Genomic DNA, 22,693 nt, shown 5'->3' with positions numbered 1-22,693 from the left:
ACCAGACCGTTGAAAAAACGTAGGCGAGGCAGCCAGCGCAAGGCGAAAACAGGCGAAAAAGCGCAGTTTACAAGTGGTAAATGAGCATTTTGAGCCTGTTTTCAACGCAGCGATGGCAACGCAGGTAGTTTTTCAACGGCCTGTTACACGCCCCAGCGCGGGATGTGGTGGCTGCCCATGGAGAGGCAGACGTTCTTGATCTCGGCGAACACCTCGAAGCTGTATTCACCCCCTTCGCGCCCGGTGCCCGAGCCTTTGACGCCGCCGAATGGCTGGCGCAGGTCGCGCACGTTCTGGCTGTTGATGAACACCATGCCGGCCTCGATGCCCCGGGCCAGGCGGTGGGCCTTGCCGATGTCCTGGGTCCAGATGTAGGACGCCAGGCCGTACTCGGTGTCGTTGGCCAGGGCCAGGGCCTCGGCTTCGTCCTTGAACGGGATCAGGCACACCACCGGGCCGAAGATCTCTTCCTGGGCGATGCGCATCTTGTTGTCCACGTCGGCGAACACCGTGGGCTGGATGAACTGCCCGCGCGACAGGTGCGCCGGCAGGCCGGCCGGCCGCTCCAGGCCGCCGGCCAGCAGGGTCGCGCCTTCCTCGATGCCGATGCGGATGTAGCCGGTGACCTTGTCGTAGTGCTGTTGGGTGATCATCGAGCCGACCTGGGTCTTGGGGTCCGTCGGGTCACCGACGATCAGGCGCTTGGCCCGGGCCGCGAACTCCTTGACGAACTGCGGGTACACGCTTTGCTGGATGAAGATCCGGCTGCCGGCGGTGCAGCGCTCGCCATTGAGCGAGAAGATGGTGAACAGCGCGGCGTCCAGGGCCCGTTCCAGGTCGGCATCCTCGAAGATCAGCACCGGCGATTTGCCCCCCAGTTCCATGGAGTACTTCTTCAGGCCCGCGGTCTGCATGATCTTCTTGCCGGTGGCAGTGCCGCCAGTGAAGGAAATGGCGCGCACATCCGGGTGGCGCACCAGGGCATCGCCGGCAGTGGCGCCATAGCCCTGGATCACGTTGAGCACGCCGTTGGGGATGCCGGCCTCGACTGCCAGGCGTCCCAGTTCATTGGCGGTCAGCGGCGACAGTTCGCTCATCTTCAGCACCGCAGTGTTGCCCAGGGCCAGGCAGGGCGCGGTCTTCCAGGTGGCGGTCATGAACGGCACGTTCCACGGCGACACCAGGGCGCAGACCCCCACCGGCTGGTACAGGGTGTAGTTGAGCATCTGGTCGTCCACCGGGTAGCTGTGGCCATCCATGCGGGTGCAGACCTCGGCGAAGAAGTCGAAGTTGTGCGAGGCCCGGGGAATCAGCACGTTGCGCGTCTGGTGGATCGGCAGGCCGGTGTCCAGGGTCTCCAGCTCCGCCAGTTGCGGCACGTTCTGGTCGATCAGCTCTCCCAGGCGGCGCATCAGGCGTGCGCGTTCCTTGGCCGGGGTATTGGCCCATTTCGGGAATGCCTCCTTGGCCGCGGCCACTGCACGGGCCACTTCTTCGGCGCCACCGCTGGCGACTTCGCCGATGGCCTCGCCGGTGGCCGGGTTGTAGTTGACGAAGGTGTCGCGGCTTGCGACTTCGCGGCCGTCGATCCAATGCTTGATCATGCTGTTGCCCCTTGTGCTGGATGGGCGAAGAACTCGGCTTCGCTGACGATTCGGTTGACCAGGCGCCCCACGCCTTGCACTTCCACCACCACTTCATCGCCGGGCACCACGTCGGCCAGGCCCTCGGGGGTGCCGGTGGCGATCATGTCGCCCGGTTGCAGGGTCATGAAGCTGGAGAAGTATTCGATCAGGTAGGGAATGTCGAAGATCATGTCCGCAGTGCTGCCTTCCTGCTTCAGCTCGCCGTTGATCCAGGTGCGCAGCTTCAGGTTGCCGGGATCGGGTACGTCGCTGACGTCGACGATCCAGGGGCCCACCGGGGTGGTGGCATCGCGGTTCTTCACCCGCAGGTTGGGGCGGTAGTAGTTTTCCAGGTAGTCGCGGATGGCGTAGTCGTTGCACACCGTGTAGCCGGCCAGGTAGTCGAGGGCGTCCTCGCGCTTGACGTTCTTCGCCGGCTTGCCGATGACCGCCACCAGCTCGCACTCGTAGTGCATGTAGGCCACCCCATCCGGGCGCCAGGTCCGCTGGTTGTGGCCGGTGTAGGTGCCCGGCGACTTGATGAACGCCAGGGGCTCGGTGGGCGGGGTGAAGGCCAGTTCGCGGGCGTGGTCGGCATAGTTCAGGCCCAGGGCGAACATGTTGCCGGTGGCGGGCGGCAGCCAGGTGACCTGTTGCTCACCCAGCACGCGGCCATCGGCCAGGCGCACGTTGTGCTGGTCGTCGACCTGGACCTTGTGAGCCTTTCCTTCGAACAGGATGCGGGCGTGTTTCATGGGCGGGCCTCCTGTGGCGCGACGACGTGGTTGGTGAGGCGGCCCAGGCCGCTGATCTCGATATCGACCCGATCACCGGGCTGCACATCGACCCGGCCTTCGGGGGTGCCGGTGAGCAGCACATCGCCGACGTCCAGGGTCATGAATTCGCTGAGCTCGGCGATCAGCCGGGCCACGCTGCGGACCTGGTTGGCAGTGGTGTTTTCCTGCACCACCTGGCCATTGACCAGCAGCTTGATGGTCAGCGCCTGCGGGTCGGCGACCTCGGCGACCGGCACCAGGACCGGGCCCAGGGCGCAGAAGCCATCGCGGCACTTGGCCTTGACCGCCGGGCGGTAGTAGCTGTCCTCCGGCAGGCTGAATTCGTTGGCGATGGTGTAGCCGGCCACGTGCTCCAGAGCCTGGGCCTCGCTGACCCGGCTGGCGCGCTTGCCGATCACCACGGCCAGGGCCGGGCCCGGTTGCAGGCGTTCGCCGGCCGGATGCTCGACAGCACCGTCGTGCTGGTTGCGGGTGTTAGGGGTCTTGATGAACAGCACCGGCTTCACCGGTGGCTTCTGGTAGGGCGGCTGGCTGAAGCGCTCTAGGTGCTCGTGCAGCAACCCCTGGTAGTTCAGCGCCACGCCGAACAGGGTGCCGCCAGCGTGGTCGTTCAAGGCTCGGCTCATCGAGCGTCTCCTGGTTGCGGGTCTCGGGGCCCGTGCGGCGCTTGCCGGTCGCGGGGTGAATTCGTTAATGTGTTAACGTTATATTTAATATGTTAACGATCGTCAAGCAGCTGTCTTGCCTGTTGTGCCGCACCCTGGCGGGCAAGCGGCGAATCACCCAGGATGGCCCAGGCCCGCGTGCTGAAAACAACAAGAGAGGGGCACCATGCACCCACGCCAACCGATCCCCAACATCAACATCGGCCAGGTCTACGACCAGCGTTACGCCGATGCCCAGGTGCACTACGACAAGCTGAGCAACCTGGCCGGTTTTTTCGGCCGCAACATGCCGGTGCACCGCCATGACCGATTCTTCCAGGTGCACTACGTGCAAAGTGGCGCGGTGCGGGTCTACCTGGACGACCGGCAATACCTGGAGTCCGGGCCGATGTTCTTCCTCACGCCGCCGACCATCGCCCATGCCTTCGTTACCGAGGCCGATGCCGAGGGCCATGTGCTCACGGTGCGCCAACAACTGGTATGGGAGTTGATCGGCGCGGACCCGGCTCTGGCCCCGGCTCCCCAGGTGCCGCCGGCGTGCGTGGCCCTGGGCCGGCTCGGTGCCGGGTTCGCTGGCGAGGTGCGGCGCCTGGAGTGCCTGTTCCATGAGTTGCAGCAGGAGATCGACGGGCAGGGGGCCGGGCGCGAGCCGGCGCTGCAAGCCTTGACCCGGTTGCTGCTGATCAGCCTGCTGCGGCTCTCGGCCAACTCCCTGGAAGCCCGCCCGGCGCGCCATGAAGACCTGCAGATCTTCCATCGCTTCAACGAACTGATCGAGGCGCACTACCTGGAACACTGGCCCCTGGGGCGCTATGCCGGGCAGATCGGGGTGACCGAGGCGCGGCTCAACGATGTCTGCCGGCGCATCGCCGACTTGCCGTCCAAGCACTTGGTGTACGAACGCCTGATGCAGGAAGCCAAGCGCCTGTTGCTGTTCACCGGCAGCTCGGCCAACGAAATCTGCTACCAGCTGGGGTTCAAGGACCCGGCCTATTTCAGCCGGTTCTTCCAGCGTTATGCCAAGGCCGCCCCGGGCGAGTATCGGGCGCGCCAGGGGCTGGTCACGTCGCCTGTGCCGGGTCACTGAGTACAGCCGCCGGGCTGGGTGGGCTGGCGCCACCCGCAGGCCTTGCCAGTGGTATTCGAAACCTGGCGAGCGTGGCAGAATCCGCGCCTTTTCCGACAAGGAGCGTCGTCATGCTGCGTCCCGTTGCGTTGTCCCTGCTGATGCTTGGCGCCATGGCCTGCCAGGCCCGGGAGCTGCCCGAGCTGACGCCGTTGTGGCAGCAGCAGAAGGGCTGGATCAGCGCGTGCGACAACCGCCGCGATTGCCAACTGCTCTATGTGCCGAACATCGAGTTTGCCGAGCAGGTCAACCACCTGACGCTGATCATCCGCAGCCAGGCCGGCCCCGAGGGGCGGGTGCAACTGCAACTGGAACACCAGGGGGCGCCATTCGATCTGCAGGCGCTGCGTCTCGACGGCCAGCCGCTGGAGCCCGGCTTGCTGGCAGCCCTGGTCCTGGAGCCGGAAGCCCCCGACAGCACCCGCGAGCAGCAGTACTACCGGGTTGACGATCAGGCCCTGGCCCGTCAGTGGCTGGCGCGGCTGCAGGCCGGCCACGTGCTGGGGCTGCCGGGCGAGGAACCGGCCCAGGTGCTCCTGACGGCTCTGCCGCACTTGCTGCACCGGGTGGACCAGGTCCAGCACCGCCAGGACACGGTCAGTGCCCTGGCCGCACCCGGCGAGCAGCCAGCGAACTCGGTGCCCCGGGTCCAGCCGCCCCGGGCATTGCGTCCCTATCCGGGGGTGACGCCCCTTGGCGCTCAGGAACGTGCAGGGCTGCTGGCGGCGGTGCAGGCGGCATTGCCGGCACCGAAGGCCGTGCAAGACGATGACTACGTCATGCCGCCGAGGATCGAGGTCTATCCCCTGACCGAGCAGCAGGCGCTGGTATTCGAGTTCTCCGACTGCGGCGCCTACACCTGCCTGTTCGATATCAGCAGCCGCTCGCGGAGCGCGCCATACGGGCTGCAAGCCCTGCAGATACAGGCGTTGCCGGCGGGCAGTGTCGATCATGCCGGTGGCCTCAACTATGACCCTGAGACCGGCCTGCTCAGCAGCTACCTGATGGGGCGCGGCATAGGCGACTGCGGTGAAATGGCCAGTTGGCACTTCGACGGCCAGGCCTTCCAGCTCACCGACTACCGGCGCATGCCCAACTGCAGCGGCCTGGGTTACAACCAATGGCCGGTGCTCTGGAGCGCCGAGGCGCCGAAGCGCTCCTGAGCCCGGCATCAGGTGCAAGCCTCACCCTGGGGCACGAGGCTCGCTTGCGCCCGCGCACTGGCCAGCACCAGGTCGGCGGCCTTCTCGCCGATCATGATCGCTGCGGCGTTGGTGTTGCCGGTGATCAGCTGCGGCATGATCGAGGCGTCCGCCACCCGCAGCCCCTGCAGGCCATGGACCCGCAACTGGTCGTCCACCACCGCCCATTCGTCATGGCCCATCTTGCAGCTGCCCACCGGGTGGAACACCGTGCCCAGGTTGTGGCGGATCCACTGCTCGATCTGTTCCTGGCTCTGCACCTGCGGCCCGGGCACCTGCTCGTCCTGCAGGTGTTGGGCGAAGGCCCGGGTCGCCGCCAGCCGGCGCACCAGGCGCAGGCCCTCCACCAGCTTGTGCATGTCCTCCGGGTGGCTGAGGAAGTTGGCCTCGATCAGCGGCTTGGCCTGCGGGTCGGCCGAGTTGAGGCGCACCCGGCCACGGCTCTGTGGGTGCATTACCGCCACGTGCAGGCTGATGCCATGGCCTACCGGCACCAGGCGTTGGGGCTGGTTCTTCAATGCCGGGGCGACGATCAGGCCCAGCTCCGGCACCGGCGAGTCCGGGTCCAGGCGCAAGAAGGCCCCGGACTCCACCGTGTTGGACGTCAACGGCCCCCGGCGCCGGGCCAGGTATTGCCAGGGCGAGCGGGCCAGGGGTAGCAGGCCCCGGGGCGACAGGCCGTAGCTCAATTCGGGACGGCAGCGGTACATCAACACAATGTCCTGGTGGTCCTGCAGGTTGTGGCCGACGCCGGACAGGGCATGGCGCTGGGCGATGCCATGGCGCTGCAGTTCCTCGGCAGGCCCGATCCCCGAGAGCAACAACAGTTGCGGCGAGTTGATCGCGCCGGCGCAGAGAATCACCTCGCGCCGCGCCAATAGCTGGCGTGCCTGGCCATCCTGGCTGACTTCCACGCCGGTGGCGCGTTTACCCTCCAGCACTACACGGTGGGTCAGGGTGGAACTGAGCACGGTCAGGTTCGGCCGCTGCAGAATCGGGTGCAGGAATGCGCGGGCCGAGCTGCAGCGTTCGCCGTTGACCTGGGTAACGTGAAAAGGACCGAAACCCTCCTGTTCCGGTCCGTTGAAGTCCGGGTTATAGCTCCAGCCCAACTCCGTGGCCGCCTCGAAGAACACCTGGTTGACCGGACTGGGGCTGCGCTGCTCGGCGACGTTGAGTTCGCCGCCGCGGCCATGCCAGGGCGCATCCCCTGGCTCGAAGTGTTCCGAGCGCTTGAAGTAGGGCAGCAGCTCGTCATGACTCCAGCCCTGGTTGCCGGCGGCGGCCCACTGGTCGTAGTCGTGGCGATGGCCACGGATGTAGATCATGCCGTTGATGGCGCTGGACCCGCCCCAGACCCGGCCCCGGGGGCAGGGGATCGGGCGCCCGCCGCTGGTGGCCTGGGCGCTGAAGGCATGCATCCAGTTCCAGCGCGGGTTGGCGATCAGGCGGATGATGCCCGCCGGCGTGCGTATGTAGGCGCCCGGCAGCAGGCTGCGGTCGCTGGGGCCGGCTTCGATCAGGCACACCTTGAGGCTGGGGTCGGCGGACAGTCGGTTGGCCAGCACGCAACCGGCGGAGCCGGCGCCGACCACGATGTAGTCGTAGCTGTGGGGTGGAGTTTCAGGCATGGCGGTAACCTCGTGGGCAGTCGGGGAAATCCATCTCACAACCCCAGCAGCGAGCCGACGTCCAGGCTCACTTGCAGGCCGACGACAAAGCCGTTGCCGCTCAGCTCACGGGCTTCGGGGTTGTAGAAATTGTCCGGGTTGATCAAATACTGGACGCTCGGCTCCAGGGTCAGCTGCCGGGTCAGGGCGATGTTCGCGTTGGCTTCCAGGGCATAGACATTGCGCCGGCCCAGGCGCGGGTCGCCGTCGTTGGCGATCCGTGCCTGCTGTTGGAAGCGCAGCTGGTGATCGTTCAGGCGCAGGTAGCTGGCCTTGAAGTTGAGCTTGTCTTGCGGGCGGTCGAAGGGCGCGAGATAGGTCAGGCCGGCCTCGGCGAAGTGGCTGAAAGGTTGCTTGGCATCGGCCGCCGCCGACAGTGAGCCGAACAGCAGCAGGGCCTGTGGCGCACTGCCTGATCCGCCGTCGGCGCGCCACACGGCCTGCTGGAACTTGAAGAAGGCACCAGCGCTGCCGAAGGCGGTGGCGCCGGTCAGCGGATCTTCCTGCTTGGAGGTGTTGTAGTAGCCGTTGAGCTCGTAGTGAAAACCATAGCCGTCCTGCCGCTGGCTGCCGAGGCCCAGCAACAGGCTGGTGCCGCTGGCATCGTCAGTACTGAAGTCCAGGCCCTGGCGATGCTTGAGGTAGTCCACCGGGTTGGATTCGAAGGCGCCGCCATGCAGGTACCACTGCGGCGTCACCTGGTACTTCAGGTAGCCGCCCCAGGCCCCGTAGGGTGGCGGCAGGATACCGGTGGAGGCCTCGATGATCGGGTCGTTACAGGTCACCGTGCTCTCGCAGTTGTAGATGTAGAAGTAGCGCCGGGCGTTGGTCCGCCCCAGGCTCAGGTCGACCTGGCTGTCGAGCCAGGTTTGCTGGTAGGTCAACAGGCTCAACTGGTTGCTGGTCAGGTCGTTGTGGATCGGCGCGCCGCCGAAGTAGCTGCCGGCGGCCCCTTGCCAGTTGCGCGAGGTGGGCACGCCGGTCCCCTGGTCGAGGATGAACAGCGTCTGCTCGACATGCAGGGCCGCCCCGTCCAGGCCGGCGAAGGTTGCAAGGTCGATATCGGCCCCGACGAACAGGTCGCCGCTGTTGCCGAAACTGTGGGGCCGGGGGCCGGTGTCGAGGTTTTTCATCGACAGGCTGAGGAACTGGAGATGCGGGGTGATGCCCTGTCCGGCCAGGTAGTCGCCCAGGCCGGCCAGCGGTCCGCTGCGCGGCTCGCTGGCGGTAGCGGCAAGGCCGGGCAGGGGCAACAGCAGGGCGGCCAGCAGCGGGCCGAGTGCATGGGTGGCATTCATGTCGGGTACTCGTTTGTTGTTCTTGTGGTGAGTGATGAACAGCGCCTCGATCAGGCTTCGGCCAGGGCCGGGCTGGGGTTGACCAGCACCTTGATCTGGCGCTTGTCCTGCAGCAGGACCTCGAAACCCTCCGTTACCGCCTGCTCCAGGGACAGGCAGCGGCTGACCAGTCGCGACAGGTCCAGGTCCTTGCTGGCCAGCAGCTCCAGCAACTGCGGATAGACGTCGCGGTAGCCGACGCTGCCCAGCAGGCGCAGCTCGTTGTTGACCAGGTGGAAGGCATCGAATTGCACCTGGCCCATCAGCCCCACCAGCACCGCTTCGCCGCCTTTGCGCAGGCTGTGCAGGGCATGGTCCAGGGTCTGCTGGCTACCGGCCGCCTCGAAGGCGCTGTCCAGCCCGCCATCGCTCAACTGCCGCAGGCGCTGGCGCAAGTCGGGCGCCGCGCCATCCAGGGCCTGGGTGGCGCCCAGTTCCAGGGCCAATTGCCGGCGCCCGGGGTCCAGGTCTACGGCATAGATGCGCTCCACCCCCCGGAGCCGGGCCAGCAGTACCAGTAGCAGGCCGATGGGCCCCAGGCCGAACACCGCGCAACTGGCGCCGGGTTGCAGGCTGCTCTGGTTCAAGGCATGGCAGGCCACGGCCGCCGGTTCCAGCAACGCCGCCTGGCGGAAACTGACGCTATCGGGCAGCCGGTGCAGCATGTAGGCCGGCACCAGCGCCTGTTCGGCAAAACCGCCGTCGCCCATCAGGCCGATGAAACCCATGGACTCACAGAGGTTGTACTGGCCCGCCTGGCAATACTGGCATTGGCCGCAACGGTATTCCGGCTCCACCGCCACCCGCTGGCCGAGCAGCCCGGGATCGACTCCGGGGCCCAGGGCCAGCACCTGGCCGCAGAACTCGTGGCCCAGGGTCAAGGGGGCCCGGCAACCGGACAGCGGATGCGCCTGCTGCTGGGGGATGGAATGCGGGCCATTGGCGTATTCGTGCAGGTCGCTGCCGCAGATGCCGCAATAGGCGACTTGCAGCAGCACCTGGCCAAGGCCGGGCTGGCGCAGTTGTACCTGGCTCAGGCGCAGGTCGCGGGCAGCATGCCAACGCAGTGCTTTCATGGGCGGTCTCCTTGCAGGGTCGGTGAGTGGAGGTTCGCGGCCTGGCGCCGGGCCAGCACCGCCGGCGCGGTCTCCTTGAGCAGCAGGGCCAGGGCCGCGGCCAGCAGCGCGCCGGCGCAGGACATCCACATGACGATCGACAAACCGAAGCGGTCGGCGGCGAAACCGGCGAGGGTCGGGGCGACGAAACCGCCCACCAGCTCACCGATGCCCATGATCAGCCCCAGGGCCGTGGCCATGACTTCCCGGGGCACGGTCTCCGCCGGAATGGTGGCCATGAACAGGGTGAAGCAGCCCAGCCCGGTGTAGGTCAGCAGCATCAGCACGCCCAGCAGCCACGGCGTGGGCGCAAAGAGCAGGGCCAAGGGACAGCAGGCCGCCACCAGCGAGAACAGCACCAGGGTCGGGCGCCGGCCGATGCGGTCGGAAATCGCCGGTACGCCAAACCCCCAGAGCACCCAGGCACCGCCCAGGCAGCTCATCACCGTGCCCATGCTGGCCGGGCTGTAGTCGCGGACCTTGACCAGAAAGGTCGGGGTGAAGGAGATCAACACGATGAACCAGGTCAGGAAGAAGCAGCTGATCAGGGTGCACAGCAGGATGTTGCGGCTCTTGAGCAGCGCCAGCCGGCTGACGCCGTTGCCGCTGGGGCCCTGCATGGGCGCTGCGCGGCTGGGCGCATCCGGCTGGACGTAGCGCCAGATCAGCAGGGCGATCAGCAAGCCGGGCACCAGCGAGATGATGAACGCATGGCGCCAGCCGTAGGCCTCGGCCAGGGCCACCAGGACCGGCGGGCCGATCACCGCCCCCAGCAAACCGGCGGCCGAGCCTTGCAGCAGGCCCATGTTCAGGCCCCGGCGGTGGGGTGAGGAAGCTTCCACCATCAGCGATTGCGACAGTGGCAGGATCGGCCCTTCGGCCAGGCCCATGATGGCGCGAAACAGCAGCAGGCTGAGGAAGCCGGTGACCAGCCCCGACAGCGCCGAACACAGCGAGAACAGCAACACCGCGACGATCAAGAGCGGCTTGCGCCGGCCCCGGCGGTCCGACCAGGCCCCTACCAGCGCCCCGGATACTGCCCAGGCCAGGGCCAGCACCGAGGACAGCAAGCCCAGGTGGCGGTTGCCCAGTTGCAACTCGTCGGCCATGAAGGGGAACAGGAAGGACAGCGCCAGGCGGTCGAAAAACACGAAGCCGAAGGTCAGGAACAGCACCCCCAGCAAGGTGTTCTCGTAGCTGGCCTTGTTGTTTTTATAAGCCATGGTGATTCTCCGCACGCAGGTCGAGGCCGTGATCAGCGAAACAGGGTGTCGATATGGGCCGCGCCCAGGCCGTTCTTTTCGTAGTGCGCACGGCACAGGGCGATGTAGGAGTGCACGTCGAAGTAGCCGTCGGGCTCGCCCTGTTCGTCGAGCCAGATCAGCGGGCCCTTGACGATGAAGAACACCCGCATCGGCTGCTCGTGTTCGTAGGCCACCAGGGTGTGGCCTTCGCCTGGGGTCTCGTAGACGAAGTCGCCGGCGGTGGCGGTCCAATCGTGCTCCAGGTAGCCCCACTTGCCGGACAGGGTGTAGGCGAAGACCTCGTGGGGGTGGTAGTGACGGTTGACCAGCCCGGCGCTGCGGGCCATCAGGATGTCGCACCAGCGGTTCTCGCTGGGGGAGATCCACAGCGGGCGCGAAGACACGGTCTCGGTGAAGGGCACGTACAGGCTCAGGTCGTCGCTGGCGGCGTCGGGCAGGTAGACCTCGGGCTTGGCGTCGGGCTTGAAGCAGTTGGCGATGGGCTGCAGGTCTTTCCAGAACTCTCGGGTGGCGGCTTCAGGCATGGTCGGTCTCTCTTGTTGTCGTGGAGTCGTCGGTGCAATGCCAGCGGGGCTGACGGCACGACTCTAGGCCGGCCGGGGGCGGGTGGTTTGTCCGGATCGGACCGCTTTGTTGTCGGTTTCGGACGGTTGCGCCCTGGCTGCTGCCAGTGGGCGGGGGAAGTTGACAGGGCAAATCATTCAGATATTAATGAATGGCCGCAGGCCACGGGTTCCGTGGCTTCAGGTACCTGGACGGAGCCTTGCCGTCCGGGAAACATCCCGCTGCCATGAGAAGAACAACAATGTCTCCATGCGCCTTGCTCGAAACCCGCCACGCCAGCACCCAGGCCATCGACCGGGACCTGCGCCTGGCATTCTGGGAGGACTACAACGCCAGCACCCTGGTGGGGCTCAAATGCAACTCCTACGCCGAGAGCGGTTTCGCCGCCCGCCAGGACAACCTGCACTTGAGCGCCATGCGCCTGGCGCGGATCGTCGGCAATGAACATGTCGTGGAGCGTGACCGTTCGATGATCCGTGGCGCGCCCAAGGAATCGATCTTCGTCTCCCTGGTCACCGACAGCGGTTCGTTCTTCTACCAGGGTGGCACCTGCCAGTTGCTGCAGCCGGGCGAGCTGGTGGTGTATCGCACCGACAAGCCCTACCTGTTCGGTTTTTCCGCCGCCATGCGCCAGTTCATCTTCGATATTCCCCAGGAGCAGTTCGCCCGCCGTTGCCTGCGGCGCTTCGACCAGCCGTTGAAGATCGGCGGGCAGGGCGGTGGCCAGCGCCTGTTGTTGCGTACCCTGGCCGAGCGCACCCGGGTTTTTTTCCAGCAGCCCTTGTGCGGTGCGGCCGAGGACTACCAGGAGCAGGCCTTCGAACTGCTGGCCAGCCTGATCGCCGGGCAAGTGGGGCAACGGCCGATCAACGCCCTGAGCGCCTCCTACCTGCTGGCGGCCAAGCAGTACATCCAGGAGCACCTGGCGGACCCGGAGTTGAGTTGCGAGCGGGTGGCGGCGCAGGTCGGCGTGTCGCCGCGCCACCTGGCCCGGTTGTTCGCCCTGGAGGAGTGGGTGCCCAGCCGCTTCATCCTGGAGAAGCGCCTGCAACAGGCTCACCAACTGCTGTGCAGCCCCCAGGGGGCTGCGCTGGATATCAGTGAGATCGCCTATCGCCATGGCTTTGCCAGCCAGGCGCACTTCGCCCGGGCCTTCAAGGCCCGCTACCAACGCACGCCCAGTGAGGCGCGGCGCCACGGCCCCACGCCAGCTTGAGGGCGCCTTAAAAAAACGTAGGCGAGGCAGCCAGCGCAAGGCAAAAACCGGTGAAAAAGCGCAGTTTACAAGGGGTCAATGAGCATTTTGACCGGGCTGGCGCACCAGTCGGTTTTAACGCAGCGATGACAACGCAGGTAGTTTTTAGAGGTGCCCTTGAGCGACCGGGCGCCGCAGGGCTCAGGGCGCGAAAGCCTCCAGCGCCTGGGCCTGGCGCTCCAGCAGCTGGCGTTGCAGGGCCAGCACCGGTTCCTTGGGCTGCTGCAGGCGCACGAACTCCAGCATCGGGTCGGTGACCGCAGTGCGGATGCCTGACAGTGCCTCCAGGGTCGCCAGGCCACAGAACGGCACATAGGCCTCGGAGTAGCCGCCTTCATGCACCAGCACCAGGCGCCCGCCACACAGGCGCGCGGCGGTGTCGCGCAGGCACTGGGTCATCTCGCGGAACGAGTCGCTGTGCAACAGCATCCGCGCCAGCGGGTCCACAGCGTTGGCGTCGTAGCCGCAGGCGACGATGATCAGTTGCGGCTCGAAGCGCTCCAGCGCCGGCACCACGATGCGCTGCATGGCTTGCAGGTAGGCGTCGTGCCCGCCGCCGGGCAGCAGCGGAACGTTGATGTTGTAGCCCAGGCCCGGGCCGCGCCCACGGTCTTGCTCGCCGCCGTAGCCGGCCGGGAAGCAGCCGTCCTGGTGCAGGGACAGGGTCAGTACGTCGGCGCGCTCCTCGAAGATCGCCTGGGTGCCGTTGCCGTGGTGCACGTCCCAGTCGATCACCGCTACTTTGCCCAGGCCGTGGCGGGCCTTGGCCGCCTCGATGGCGATGGCGATGTTGGCCAGGAAGCAGAACCCCATGGCCTGGTCGGCCAGGCAGTGGTGCCCCGGTGGCCGGGACAGGGCGTAGGCGTTGTCAGCCTCGCCGCTGAGCACCGCATCCACCGCGGCGATGGCCAGCCCGGCAGACAATTTGGCGATTTCATAGCTGCCGGGCCCTACTGGCGCCTGGTCGCCCAGGTCACCGCCGCCGGTATCGCTCAGGGCCTTGAAGCGCTGCAGGTAGGCGGCGCCATGGACCCGCAGCAGGTCCTGGTCGCTGGCCGGTTCGGCGCTGCGCAGTTGCAGTTGCCGAGTCAGCCCGCTGACATCCATCAGGCTCTTCAGCCGGCGCTTGGTTTCCGGCGACTCGGCATGTCCGGCGGCTGCCGGTGGCTGCACCCAACCGCCTACCGGCAGGGTCAGGCTGTGGGGGCTGGCGCTGTGCCACAGGCACAGCTCATCGAAGAAAAACGCGGTTTTGCAGGTCATGGTGACATCCATCGTTCAAGAAAACGGTTACGAGCGGGTGGGGCGGCAGCCCAGGACCAGGGCCAGGGACAGCAGGGTGAGGGCGGCGCCGGCCAGCAACAGGCTGTGGAAGCCGCCGCTGCTTTCGATCAGGCGTCCGGCCAGGGCCGGGCCGATGGCCAGGCCGACGCTGATCACCAGGTTGGAGGCGTTCATCAACCGTCCGCTGCGATCCATCTGCGCCATGCGCGCCAACACCAGGGGCAGGATGAAGGTCCAGGTGAACTTGAACACCAGGGCCGCCAGGGCGAAGCGCGCCAGTTGCGGTTGGCCGTACAGCACCAGCACCGAGCCGGCCATCAGGCCGTAGCCCAGCCACAGCAGGCCGCTGCCGGGCAGGCGGTCGCCGAACAAGGTGGCGCACAGGGCACCGACGATGCCCATCAGGGTGGCGATGGCCAGGATGTCGCCGCTGGCCTGGGCCGAGAGCCCGGCCTGGCTGCCAATGGCGCCGATGAAGGTCCAGACCCCGCTCAGGCTGATGTAGAAGGTGAGGATGCCGAGGATGCCCAGGCCGGCCTTGAACCAGGAGATCGGTGGGGCGGGCGTGGCGGCGTCCAGTGACTGTTCGGCGCCGGCGGGAAAGCACCGGGCCAGGGGCAGGCAGAGCACCATCAGCAGCGCCAGGATCAGGTAGCAGGCGCCGAGGCCGAAGTGCTCGAACAGCAGCGGTAGCAGGCTCAGGCCAATGGCCCCCAGCACCAGCTGGCCCATCACCCAGAAGCCGTAGGCGCGACTGGGGTTGGGGCTGGCAGCGGCGCTGGCCAGGCAGATGATCATTAGCGAGCCGCCGGCCAGGGCGCTGCAAAAACGCGCCACCAGCAACAGCCAATAGTCATGGACCAGCATCGACAGCAGGTTGGCGGCGATGAACAGCACGGCGCTGCACAAGGCTGCGCGGCGCCAGTCCAGGTGCTTGAGCCACCAGATGGCAGGCAGGGTGGCCAGGCTCATGGCTCCCAGCTCGGCGCTGAACAGGTCGCCGATCTGGGTTGGGCTCAGTTGCCACTGGCTGGCCAGTTGCGCGGCGATGGCCGGGGCCATCAGTAGCACCGCGGGGGTGATGGCGGCGAACAGCACGATCGCCGCCAGGAGCCCCAGGGGTTGGTGGGCAGATGGCGCGGTGTCGCTCAGGGCGGGGGTGTGACTATGCATGGACGGGCTTCCTCGGACGGGGGTCAGAACACGTGGACCAGGCGCAACAGGGCGTCGGTGCCGGCGAAACCGTTGTCGGTGGCGACGTTGCGCGACAGGCTGAACATCAGTTGGTTGCGCGAATCCAGCCAGTGGCCCAGCTCGAATCCGACCTGGGTGTAGCGCCGGTGGGTGTCGTCGATGCGTCGGTCGTCGATGCGCAGTTCGCCGCCATCGGCCTGGATCAGCCGCAGGGCGCCGTAGGTGCTGGGGGTGAAGTCGTAGGACGCGAAGGCTTGCAGGCGGTACAGCGGGTCCTGCTTGAGGTCGCTGCCCAGGTAGTCATCGTTGGTGGCGTAGAACTGGGCTTCGAGGTTGGCCTCCAGGACCCACTTCTCGCCCAGGCCCTGGGTGTAGTTGTAGACGAAGGTCGCGCCCCAGCGGTTGGCCCCTGGCGAGACCCCGGGCTCGCGGCTGTGGTACTCGCCCACCGGCAGCGTGATCAGGGTCAGCAAGCCGCTGTAGGTGCGGCTTTGCGGCTGGTTGATGAAGAACAGCGTGCCGCCCACCTGGGGATCGCCAAAACCGCTCTGGCGACTACGGCCCGCGGCGCCCGGCAGGCGCGCATCGGTGTCGACGAAGGGCACGATGAACTGCGGCGTGCACAGGGTGCCGCACAGGTCGCTGAAGAACACCTGGCGATAGGCCATGGCATTGACTCGCAGGTCGGCCTTGCCGGTGGTGTCGGCGGGGCCATGGAAGTTGTCGGCGCGGGTGGCGGGTAGGTACAGCACGCCCAGGTTGGTGCCCACCGGGGCGGCGAAGAAGTCCCGGGCGTTGAGATCGGCGGCCTGGGGCGACAGGCTGGCCAGGGTGCTGGCCACGGCAAGCGCGGTACGGATAAGGTTCCTGGTCATGGGCGATGCGTCTCTTGTTGGCGTTGTTGTTCGGCGCAGGGCTTGCCGGCAGGCGGCAGGGACTGGAAACAGGGCAAAGGCTGCCCGTGGCCGTCACAGGCGACGGCGCGAATCAGCGTGGGAAGGCGCGACGAGGGTCAGTCGGGCGGGGCGTGCAGCAGTTGGGCGATGCGCGCCTTGTCCTTGACCCCGAGCTTGCTGTAGATGGCGCGGATGTGATGTCGCACGGTGTTGGGCGACATGCCCAGGTCGCGCGCCACTTCCTTGTAGGTCTTGCCGTCGCCGAAGCTCTGCGCGACCTCGTTTTCCCGGGGGCTGAGCTGGGGCAGCAAGGTGCGACTGCGAGCCGCCAGCAGGAACAGGTCGCCCACCGCCTGGGACTCCACTTGCAGGCACTTGCCTTCGTAGTTGCCCAGCTCCAAGGGTTGCGGCAGCTGCGGGCCGCTCCAGTGCGGCCATTCGTTGAGCAGCAGTTCGACGAAACCACTCTCGGCGCAGTGCAACACGCCGCGCTGGTCGCAGACCGCCAGGGCCAGGTTGCGCGGCCGGGTGAGTTGCTCGCGGGTGGCCACCAGGGTGCGGATCTGGTTGGCCGAGACCGCCGCCACCAGGTGCAGCATCAGGTTGTCCAGCAGCTCGCAATCCTCCGTGGTGAAACGCGCTGCGCCGGGTTGGCGGTACAGGGCCAGGTGGCTGCTCAGCTGGGTATGGGGATCGATGTGCACCACGCACAGCAGCTCGCCGATGTTGTACAGGCGCCCCAGCCAGTTCAGGCCGGCGCCGTTGTCCGGGTCGGCCATGTCGACGATCACCGACCGGCCCGGTACCTGGTGAACCCGGCTCACGGTGACATCGACATGGCGGATCGATTGCCAGTCCGGCAGGTAGCTGGGGGGCAGGCGGTACAGGTAGCAGCTGTGTTCGTCCGGCACGCCGTCCACCAGGGCCGAGCGGCCCCACCAGGCGCTGTCGAAGGGCAGCAACCTGGCGATGCGGGCCAGGGCGTGCTGGTGCAGGTGTTCGATGTCCTTGTTATGGGCCAGTTGCTGCAAGGCCAGGACCAGTTCGCTGAAGGCCTGCAAGCGGCCGGGCGAAGGAGGCTGGGATCGACTCATGGCGCGGTACCTCGGGGCGACGTTGTTATTGTTTTCGTCACTGAAGGATCGACGGCCGGTACGCCAGGGCAGGCGTGGGCAGGGCCTGGGTCGAGTATCGGCGCCTGGACCGCTGGCCGCCATCCTACAAATGCAGGAGGTGGCACGGGGCCCGGGCCGGGAGGGCGGGGTTCAGGCGGCCTGGCAGGGCCGGGGTAGGCGGTGGAAGCTGCGGCTGAAGTACACCAGCGAATCACCGCGCTCCTGCACGCTGATCTCGTCCAGCTCCACCAGCATCAGCGAGTGGGTGCCGATTTCCTGGACCTCGGTGATCCGTCCCTGCAGGCTGGCCAGGGCATCCTCCAGCACCGGCAGGGCCTGCAGGCCGTCGCGCCAGGGGTGCAGGCCGAAGCGCTGGTCCATGGCTACGCCGGTCATGCCGGCGAAGTGCCGGGCCAGGTCTTCATGGGCGCCGCTGAGGATGTTCACGCACAGCCGGCCATTGCCCTTGAACACCGGGTTCAGGGCGCTGTTGCGGTTGACGCAGACCATCAGCGTCGGCGGGCTGTCGGTGATCGAGCACACCGCCGTGGCGGTGATGCCGCAACGGCCGGCCGGGCCATTGCTGGTGATGACGTTGACCGCTGCGGTCATGTGCGCCATGGCGTTGCGAAAGGCGAGTTGCTTGGGGTCGAGTACGGACATGAGGGTTCTCCGAAGGCCTGGGTGGCGAGGGCTCGTGGCCCTCGCTGCACACGACTACTGGCGGATGCGGTCGAGCATGTTGATGTCGTCGGGGTTGCTCAGGTGCGGCACGGTCCAGCCATTGAGGTCGTAGTCGCTCAGGCACTTGTCCACCAGGGCGGTCATGGCTTGCATCGAGCCGCTGGCCTGGGCGTGGCGCAGGCACTGCATGCGGATCTCGTCCTGGCTGCCGGCGTAGTTGATCTCGTACAGCTCGTGGCGGCCGCCGAACTCGGTGCCGATGGCATCCCACAACAGCTTGAGGATCTTGATCCGCTCCTCGTGACCCATGCCTCCCGAACCGCGGCAATAGGTGCCCAGGTACTGGTTGAGCACGGGGTCCTTGAGGTCCCGGGAACCGGAGGGCAGGTAGATCAGGCCGCTGGCCACCACCTGCTCGATGATCTTCTTGATCTCGGTATAGGCCTGGGGCGCCAGCACCCGGTAGGCCTGCAGGGCCTGGGCGCTGGGCAGGTAGACGCCGTTTTGCCACTCGCTGGCATTGCCGTGCATGGCGTCGGTCAGGGACCAGAACAGGTTGCGCCAGGCCACCACCTCGCCGACCTGGGCCTGGACCCCGCGAAACTCCAGGGCACCGGTGCATTGCAGGGCCTTGACCAGCAGGCCACTGATGAAGTCCAGCTTGACCGCCAGCCGGGTACAGCCCTGCATCGGGAACAACCGGCCGAAGCCGCCCTGGGGGAACCACTGTCGGCAACGCTCGAAGTCGCGGTAGATCAGCACGTTCTCCCAGGGGATGAACACCTTGTCCATGATCAGGATCGCGTCGTTCTCGTCGAAGCGGCTGGACAGCGGGTAGTCGAAGGGCGAACCGCTCATGCCGGCCTGGAGTTCGTAGGAGGGGCGGCAGATCAGCTTCATGCCCCGGGTGTTCATCGGCGCGATGAACATCAGGGCGAAATCGGTGTTGTCCCCCAGCAACTGGGCCGAGCCCTGGCCGACGAAGTTGTAGTGGGTCAGCGCCGAGTTGGTGGCCACCACCTTGGCGCCGCTGACGATGATCCCGCCTTCGACTTCCTCGTCCACCGAGATGAACACATCCTTGACCTGGTCCACCGGTTTGTCGCGGTCGATGGGCGGGTTGACGATGGCGTGGTTGAGGTAGAGGCAGGCCTCCTGGATGCGCTTGTACCAGGTCCGCGCGTTGTCGGCGAAGGGCCCGTAGAACTCGGCGTTGGCCCCCAGCACGCTGCCGAAGGCCGCCTTGTAGTCGGGGCTGCGGCCCATCCAGCCGTAGGTCAGGCGCGACCAGTCGGCGATGGCGTCGCGTTGCTGGCGCAACTCGTCGGGGCTCCTGGCCGAACGGAAGAACTTGTGGGTGTAGCCAGCATTGCCGGTGTCGGTGGGCCAGCACAGTTGCTCGTGGGTGGCCGGGTCGTGCAGGGCATCGTACAGGCGGGCCATGGACGCGGCCGAGTTGCGAAAGGCCGGGTGGGTGGTGACGTCCTTGACCCGGTCGCCATAGATATAGATTTCACGGTCGTCGCGCAGGCTGGCCAGGTATTCGGCACCGGTCAGCGGGCGATCGGGGGAGGCACGAAAGTCTTCGGGTTTCATATCCAGTCTCGGCGTTGTTTTTATTGACCGGGACCATGATGGGCAGCGGCGGGTAGGGGAGAAATGGCTTTTTCGGTGAACGGCTTGCACTTTCCATGGGGTTGCCGGGAACTGCCGCGAACCGGGGCAAAAACGCTTGAGCAGCGTTTTTTGGCCTGCACCTAGACGGGTTGTCGGTGCTTTATCGATTCACTTCACGTTATGTCGTTGTCGTCCTGAATCATGGGTCATTTTCAGGATTTTTTTTGCAAATCAGCCATATGAAAGCGCAACTCCGGCCGATATCCACAATAGGCCCACGGACGTTGGCGCCGCAGTGTTCCTCGCCGGTACAGCCCCTGATGCACCGGTGGTCCAATGGCATGGATGCACATCACCCCGTTCTCCTTCGAGAGTCGCCCTATGACCCTGCGTAACCTGAATATCGCCCCTCGAGCTTTCCTCGGTTTTGCCTTTATCGCCCTGCTGGTCGTCGTGCTGGGGGTGTTTGCGGTCAATCGCATGTCGATCATCCGCGAAGCGTCGGTCGACATGGAGAGCAACCAGCTACCCAGCGTCGGTTTCCTCGGCAACCTGACGGAGAACGTCCTGCGCCTGCGGATCCTCTCGTTCCGGGTGCTGGTCAACCGTGAGCCGGCGGGCCTGGCCGAAGCCCAGACGCGCATCGGCGTGCTGGTGGACAAGGTGCGCCAGGCCCAGGCCAGCTACGCTGCGCTGCCGGCAGGGCCCCAGGAGGCGGCGTTGTACAAGACCTTCTCCACCACCCTGGAGAACTACCTGCAGGCACAGAAGGAGATGCTCGAGCTGTCGCGCCAGGACAAGCTCGATGAGATGCGCCAGTTGATCAACACCCGGATCAAGGACGGCACCGACCAGATGGGCGAGCAACTGAACCAGCTGATCGCCATCAACGCTGCCGATGCCACTGCCGCCTCCAAGGCCGCCGGCGAGCATTACAGCAGTGCGATCGCCGGGATCGTCGTGGTGGCGCTGATCGCCGCGGCATTGACCATTGTCCTGGCGCTGCTGCTGACCCGCAGCATCGTCACCCCGTTGAACAAGGCCTTGAACGTCGCCGAAGTGATCGCCGGTGGCAACCTGCGCCAGAGCATCGAGATCGATGGCCGGGACGAACCGGCGCGGCTGCTGCGGGCATTGGCCGAAATGCAGGCCAGCCTGCGCCGCACCATCGAGCAGATCGCCGGTTCGGCGACCCAGCTGGCTTCGGCCTCGGAACAACTCAGTGCGGTCACCGAGGAAGCCTCCCGCGGAGTGCAGCAGCAAAACTCCGAGATCGAGCAGGCCGCCACGGCGGTCAATGAGATGACGGCCGCGGTGGAGGAGGTGGCGCGCAACGCGGTGTCCACTTCCGAGGCTTCGCAACAATCGACCCAGGCCGCCCGTGACGGTCGCGATCGGGTGGTGCAGACCGTCGATGCGATCCAGACCATGGCCCATGACGTACAGAGCACTTCGGTGATGATCGAGGGCCTGGCGACCCAGGGGCGGGACATCGGCAAGGTGCTGGATGTGATCCGCGCGATTGCCGAGCAGACCAACCTGCTGGCATTGAACGCTGCAATCGAAGCCGCCCGGGCCGGTGAGGCCGGGCGTGGTTTTGCCGTGGTGGCCGATGAGGTACGGGCCCTGGCCCATCGCACGGCCCAGTCGACCCAGGAAATCGAGAAAATGGTGGCCGGGATCCAGAACGGTACGGGCCAGGCCGTGGAGTCCATGCAGCAGAGCAACCAGCGCAGCCAGAGCACCCTGGAGCTGGCCCGCGCCGCCGGTGAGGCCTTGGAACAGATTGCCGAGTCCATCAATCAGATCAACGAACGCAACCTGGTGATCGCCAGCGCCTCGGAGGAGCAGGCCCAGGTATCACGCGAGGTGGATCGCAACCTGGTGAACATCCGTGACCTGGCCACCCAGTCGACGGCCGGGGCCCAGCAGACCAGCGCCGCCAGCCATGAGCTGTCGCGCCTGGCGGTGGACCTCAACGCCATGGTCGCGCGTTTCGTGGTTTGACCTGCACCGGGCCGCTCGACGAGTCCGGTTACAGCACCTAGGGTTTGGGCTGAGGCGTCTTTCAAGGAGAAAGCCATGCGCTACTCAGCCCTGACCCAACGGATCGCCGGCGAAGGCTCTGCGGCCTGGAATATCCACTACCGGGCCCTGGTCCTGCGCGATCAAGGGCGTGACGTACTGCTGCTGACCATTGGCGACCCGGATTTCGATACCCCGGGACCGGTGGTCCAGGCGGCCATCGACAGCCTGTTGGCCGGTGATACGCACTACTCGGAGGTACGCGGCAACCTGGCGCTGCGCAGCTGCATCGCCCGCTGCCATCACCAACGCAGCGGCCAGGTGGTCGATGCCGAACATGTGGTGGTGCTGCCAGGAGCGCAATGCGCGGTGTTCTCGGTCGCCCAGTGCCTGCTGGGGCCGGGGGACGAAGTGCTGGTGGCCGAACCCATGTACGTCACCTACGAAGGGGTGATTGGTGCATGCGGGGCCACGGTGGTGCCGGTACCGGTGCGGGCCGAGCGGGGCTTTTGCGTCGACCCACAGGACGTTGCGGCGCGGATCGGCCCGAACACCCGCGCGATGCTGCTCAACAGCCCGAACAATCCCTCGGGTGCCAGCCTGTCCCTGGATGATTGGCAGGCCCTGGCGCGCTTGTGCCTTAAGCACGACCTGTGGCTGATTTCCGATGAGGTCTACAGCGACCTGTTGTACGAGGGGCAGCACCTGAGCCCGGCCAGCCTGCCACGGATGGGCGAGCGCACGGCGACCATCAACAGCCTGTCCAAGTCCCATGCCATGAGCGGCTGGCGGATCGGCTGGGTCATAGCCCCCACGGTGCTGGCCGGGCACCTGGGTAACCTGGCCCTGTGCATGCTCTATGGCTTGCCGGATTTCATCCAGAATGCCGCGGTGGTGGCGTTGTCCAGCGACTTGCCGGAACTGGTGAGCATGCGTGAGGAGTATCGCCGACGCCGGGACCTGGTGTGCGCCATGCTGGAGCAGTGCCCCGGGTTGCATCCGGTGCGGCCCGACGGCGGCATGTTCGTCATGGTCGATATCCGCAAGACGGGCCTGGGGGCCCAGGCCTATGCCGAAGGCCTGTTGGAGGGCCAGGGTGTTTCAGTGCTGGCCGGCGATGCCTTTGGCCCCAGTGTGGTCGGGCATATCCGTATCGCGCTGGTGGTGGATTGTGAACGCCTGGCCGAGGCCTGTCGGCGCATTACCCGTTTCACCGCCTCGCTGCTGTGACGTGGCCAATGTGCCCCGAGGGCCTTG

General features: G+C 66.4%; 19 protein-coding genes and 1 pseudogene. 6 read left to right on the top strand and 14 right to left on the bottom strand.

Going from position 1 to position 22,693, the window contains the following annotated elements; genetic code table 11:
- Positions 1-143: 143 nt before the first annotated feature.
- From hpaE to C4K39_RS26425, 3 genes are read right to left on the bottom strand one after another with little or no spacing between them, the layout of a single operon-like run.
- Complete coding sequence (gene hpaE, locus C4K39_RS26435; protein ID WP_053130717.1) at positions 144-1,604, bottom strand: 5-carboxymethyl-2-hydroxymuconate semialdehyde dehydrogenase; 1,461 nt, start codon at positions 1,602-1,604, stop codon at positions 144-146.
- Positions 1,601-2,380, bottom strand: a complete 780-nt coding sequence (locus tag C4K39_RS26430; protein ID WP_124347810.1) for a fumarylacetoacetate hydrolase family protein — start codon at positions 2,378-2,380, stop codon at positions 1,601-1,603. The genes hpaE and C4K39_RS26430 overlap by 4 nt, the downstream gene beginning before the upstream one ends.
- A complete protein-coding gene (locus tag C4K39_RS26425) occupies positions 2,377-3,048 on the bottom strand; it encodes a fumarylacetoacetate hydrolase family protein (RefSeq protein WP_124347809.1) in 672 nt (223 codons plus the stop codon). The genes C4K39_RS26430 and C4K39_RS26425 overlap by 4 nt, the downstream gene beginning before the upstream one ends.
- A 205-nt stretch (positions 3,049-3,253) precedes the next feature.
- Here C4K39_RS26425 and hpaA point away from each other — a divergent pair, with 205 nt between their 5' ends.
- Both hpaA and C4K39_RS26415 read left to right on the top strand, forming a co-directional pair.
- The gene (gene hpaA, locus C4K39_RS26420) at positions 3,254-4,174 is read left to right on the top strand and encodes a 4-hydroxyphenylacetate catabolism regulatory protein HpaA (protein ID WP_124347808.1); all 921 of its coding nucleotides are present in this window, start codon (positions 3,254-3,256) and stop codon (positions 4,172-4,174) included.
- A gap of 110 nt (positions 4,175-4,284) precedes the next feature.
- Positions 4,285-5,376 carry a DUF1176 domain-containing protein gene (locus tag C4K39_RS26415; protein ID WP_124347807.1) on the top strand — a complete coding sequence of 364 codons (1,092 nt, stop codon included), beginning with the start codon at positions 4,285-4,287 and terminating at the stop codon, positions 5,374-5,376.
- 8 nt (positions 5,377-5,384) lie between these two features.
- On the opposite strand, the gene C4K39_RS26410 is transcribed toward C4K39_RS26415, so the two are convergent.
- Genes C4K39_RS26410 through C4K39_RS26390 form a run of 5 tightly spaced genes read right to left on the bottom strand, consistent with a single transcriptional unit; the run spans position 5,385 to position 11,326 of the window.
- Complete coding sequence (locus C4K39_RS26410; protein ID WP_124347806.1) at positions 5,385-7,046, bottom strand: GMC family oxidoreductase; 1,662 nt, start codon at positions 7,044-7,046, stop codon at positions 5,385-5,387.
- Between the two features lie 35 nt (positions 7,047-7,081).
- The gene (locus C4K39_RS26405) at positions 7,082-8,383 is read right to left on the bottom strand and encodes a carbohydrate porin (RefSeq protein ID WP_124347805.1); all 1,302 of its coding nucleotides are present in this window, start codon (positions 8,381-8,383) and stop codon (positions 7,082-7,084) included.
- A 50-nt stretch (positions 8,384-8,433) separates the two neighbouring features.
- Positions 8,434-9,498: a 2,3-butanediol dehydrogenase gene (locus tag C4K39_RS26400; protein WP_124347804.1), complete on the bottom strand. Its 1,065-nt coding sequence runs from the start codon at positions 9,496-9,498 to the stop codon at positions 8,434-8,436.
- Complete coding sequence (locus tag C4K39_RS26395) at positions 9,495-10,760, bottom strand: MFS transporter (RefSeq protein ID WP_068595965.1); 1,266 nt, start codon at positions 10,758-10,760, stop codon at positions 9,495-9,497. The genes C4K39_RS26400 and C4K39_RS26395 overlap by 4 nt, the downstream gene beginning before the upstream one ends.
- A gap of 32 nt (positions 10,761-10,792) precedes the next feature.
- Positions 10,793-11,326: a 2,4'-dihydroxyacetophenone dioxygenase family protein gene (locus tag C4K39_RS26390; protein ID WP_068588209.1), complete on the bottom strand. Its 534-nt coding sequence runs from the start codon at positions 11,324-11,326 to the stop codon at positions 10,793-10,795.
- Positions 11,327-11,607: 281 nt separating this feature from the next.
- Between C4K39_RS26390 and C4K39_RS26385 the strand changes: the two genes are divergently transcribed.
- Complete coding sequence (locus C4K39_RS26385) at positions 11,608-12,582, top strand: AraC family transcriptional regulator (RefSeq protein WP_068588212.1); 975 nt, start codon at positions 11,608-11,610, stop codon at positions 12,580-12,582.
- Between the two features lie 180 nt (positions 12,583-12,762).
- Here the strand turns inward: C4K39_RS26385 and C4K39_RS26380 are convergent, their stop codons facing one another.
- The 6 genes from C4K39_RS26380 to hpaB form a co-directional block, all read right to left on the bottom strand.
- A complete protein-coding gene (locus C4K39_RS26380; protein ID WP_164487327.1) occupies positions 12,763-13,884 on the bottom strand; it encodes a class II histone deacetylase in 1,122 nt (373 codons plus the stop codon).
- Positions 13,885-13,911: 27 nt separating this feature from the next.
- The gene (locus C4K39_RS26375) at positions 13,912-15,078 is read right to left on the bottom strand and encodes an MFS transporter (RefSeq protein ID WP_124347802.1); all 1,167 of its coding nucleotides are present in this window, start codon (positions 15,076-15,078) and stop codon (positions 13,912-13,914) included.
- Positions 15,079-15,101: 23 nt separating this feature from the next.
- The gene (locus tag C4K39_RS26370; protein WP_124347801.1) at positions 15,102-15,974 is read right to left on the bottom strand and encodes a transporter; all 873 of its coding nucleotides are present in this window, start codon (positions 15,972-15,974) and stop codon (positions 15,102-15,104) included.
- 137 nt (positions 15,975-16,111) lie between these two features.
- Positions 16,112-17,089 carry a helix-turn-helix transcriptional regulator gene (locus C4K39_RS26365; protein WP_068588218.1) on the bottom strand — a complete coding sequence of 326 codons (978 nt, stop codon included), beginning with the start codon at positions 17,087-17,089 and terminating at the stop codon, positions 16,112-16,114.
- Between the two features lie 171 nt (positions 17,090-17,260).
- A complete protein-coding gene (gene hpaC / locus C4K39_RS26360; RefSeq protein WP_053130693.1) occupies positions 17,261-17,773 on the bottom strand; it encodes a 4-hydroxyphenylacetate 3-monooxygenase, reductase component in 513 nt (170 codons plus the stop codon).
- Between the two features lie 54 nt (positions 17,774-17,827).
- A complete protein-coding gene (hpaB, locus tag C4K39_RS26355; RefSeq protein WP_124347800.1) occupies positions 17,828-19,390 on the bottom strand; it encodes a 4-hydroxyphenylacetate 3-monooxygenase, oxygenase component in 1,563 nt (520 codons plus the stop codon).
- A gap of 357 nt (positions 19,391-19,747) precedes the next feature.
- Between hpaB and C4K39_RS32340 the strand changes: the two are divergent.
- From C4K39_RS32340 to C4K39_RS26345, 3 genes and pseudogenes are all read left to right on the top strand, one after another.
- Positions 19,748-20,512: pseudogene (locus tag C4K39_RS32340) on the top strand (MCP four helix bundle domain-containing protein); the annotation flags it as partial.
- Between the two features lie 42 nt (positions 20,513-20,554).
- Positions 20,555-21,418 carry a methyl-accepting chemotaxis protein gene (locus C4K39_RS32335; RefSeq protein WP_437179392.1) on the top strand — a complete coding sequence of 288 codons (864 nt, stop codon included), beginning with the start codon at positions 20,555-20,557 and terminating at the stop codon, positions 21,416-21,418.
- Between the two features lie 75 nt (positions 21,419-21,493).
- On the top strand, positions 21,494-22,666 hold the full coding sequence (locus tag C4K39_RS26345) for a pyridoxal phosphate-dependent aminotransferase (protein WP_068588227.1): 1,173 nt from the start codon (positions 21,494-21,496) through the stop codon (positions 22,664-22,666).
- The last annotated feature ends 27 nt before the right edge of the window (positions 22,667-22,693 follow it).

It is taken from the genome of Pseudomonas sessilinigenes (assembly GCF_003850565.1).
Taxonomy (GTDB): domain Bacteria; phylum Pseudomonadota; class Gammaproteobacteria; order Pseudomonadales; family Pseudomonadaceae; genus Aquipseudomonas; species Aquipseudomonas sessilinigenes.
This window is presented reverse-complemented; position numbering and strand designations above follow the sequence as displayed.

Bases quoted from the DNA above. Each gene is read 5' to 3' on its own strand.
- C4K39_RS26410 (WP_124347806.1), bottom strand. From the start codon at position 7,046: ATGCCTGAAACTCCACCCCACAGCTACGACTACATCGTGGTCGGCGCC.
- hpaC (WP_053130693.1), bottom strand. From the start codon at position 17,773: ATGTCCGTACTCGACCCCAAGCAACTCGCCTTTCGCAACGCCATGGCG.
- C4K39_RS26385 (WP_068588212.1), top strand. From the start codon at position 11,608: ATGTCTCCATGCGCCTTGCTCGAAACCCGCCACGCCAGCACCCAGGCC.
- C4K39_RS26345 (WP_068588227.1), top strand. From the start codon at position 21,494: ATGCGCTACTCAGCCCTGACCCAACGGATCGCCGGCGAAGGCTCTGCG.
- hpaA (WP_124347808.1), top strand. From the start codon at position 3,254: ATGCACCCACGCCAACCGATCCCCAACATCAACATCGGCCAGGTCTAC.
- C4K39_RS26380 (WP_164487327.1), bottom strand. From the start codon at position 13,884: ATGACCTGCAAAACCGCGTTTTTCTTCGATGAGCTGTGCCTGTGGCAC.
- C4K39_RS26405 (WP_124347805.1), bottom strand. From the start codon at position 8,383: ATGAATGCCACCCATGCACTCGGCCCGCTGCTGGCCGCCCTGCTGTTG.
- C4K39_RS26370 (WP_124347801.1), bottom strand. From the start codon at position 15,974: ATGACCAGGAACCTTATCCGTACCGCGCTTGCCGTGGCCAGCACCCTG.
- C4K39_RS26390 (WP_068588209.1), bottom strand. From the start codon at position 11,326: ATGCCTGAAGCCGCCACCCGAGAGTTCTGGAAAGACCTGCAGCCCATC.
- C4K39_RS26400 (WP_124347804.1), bottom strand. From the start codon at position 9,498: ATGAAAGCACTGCGTTGGCATGCTGCCCGCGACCTGCGCCTGAGCCAG.
- C4K39_RS26430 (WP_124347810.1), bottom strand. From the start codon at position 2,380: ATGAAACACGCCCGCATCCTGTTCGAAGGAAAGGCTCACAAGGTCCAG.
- C4K39_RS32335 (WP_437179392.1), top strand. From the start codon at position 20,555: ATGCAGGCCAGCCTGCGCCGCACCATCGAGCAGATCGCCGGTTCGGCG.
- hpaB (WP_124347800.1), bottom strand. From the start codon at position 19,390: ATGAAACCCGAAGACTTTCGTGCCTCCCCCGATCGCCCGCTGACCGGT.
- hpaE (WP_053130717.1), bottom strand. From the start codon at position 1,604: ATGATCAAGCATTGGATCGACGGCCGCGAAGTCGCAAGCCGCGACACC.
- C4K39_RS26415 (WP_124347807.1), top strand. From the start codon at position 4,285: ATGCTGCGTCCCGTTGCGTTGTCCCTGCTGATGCTTGGCGCCATGGCC.
- C4K39_RS26425 (WP_124347809.1), bottom strand. From the start codon at position 3,048: ATGAGCCGAGCCTTGAACGACCACGCTGGCGGCACCCTGTTCGGCGTG.
- C4K39_RS26395 (WP_068595965.1), bottom strand. From the start codon at position 10,760: ATGGCTTATAAAAACAACAAGGCCAGCTACGAGAACACCTTGCTGGGG.
- C4K39_RS26365 (WP_068588218.1), bottom strand. From the start codon at position 17,089: ATGAGTCGATCCCAGCCTCCTTCGCCCGGCCGCTTGCAGGCCTTCAGC.
- C4K39_RS26375 (WP_124347802.1), bottom strand. From the start codon at position 15,078: ATGCATAGTCACACCCCCGCCCTGAGCGACACCGCGCCATCTGCCCAC.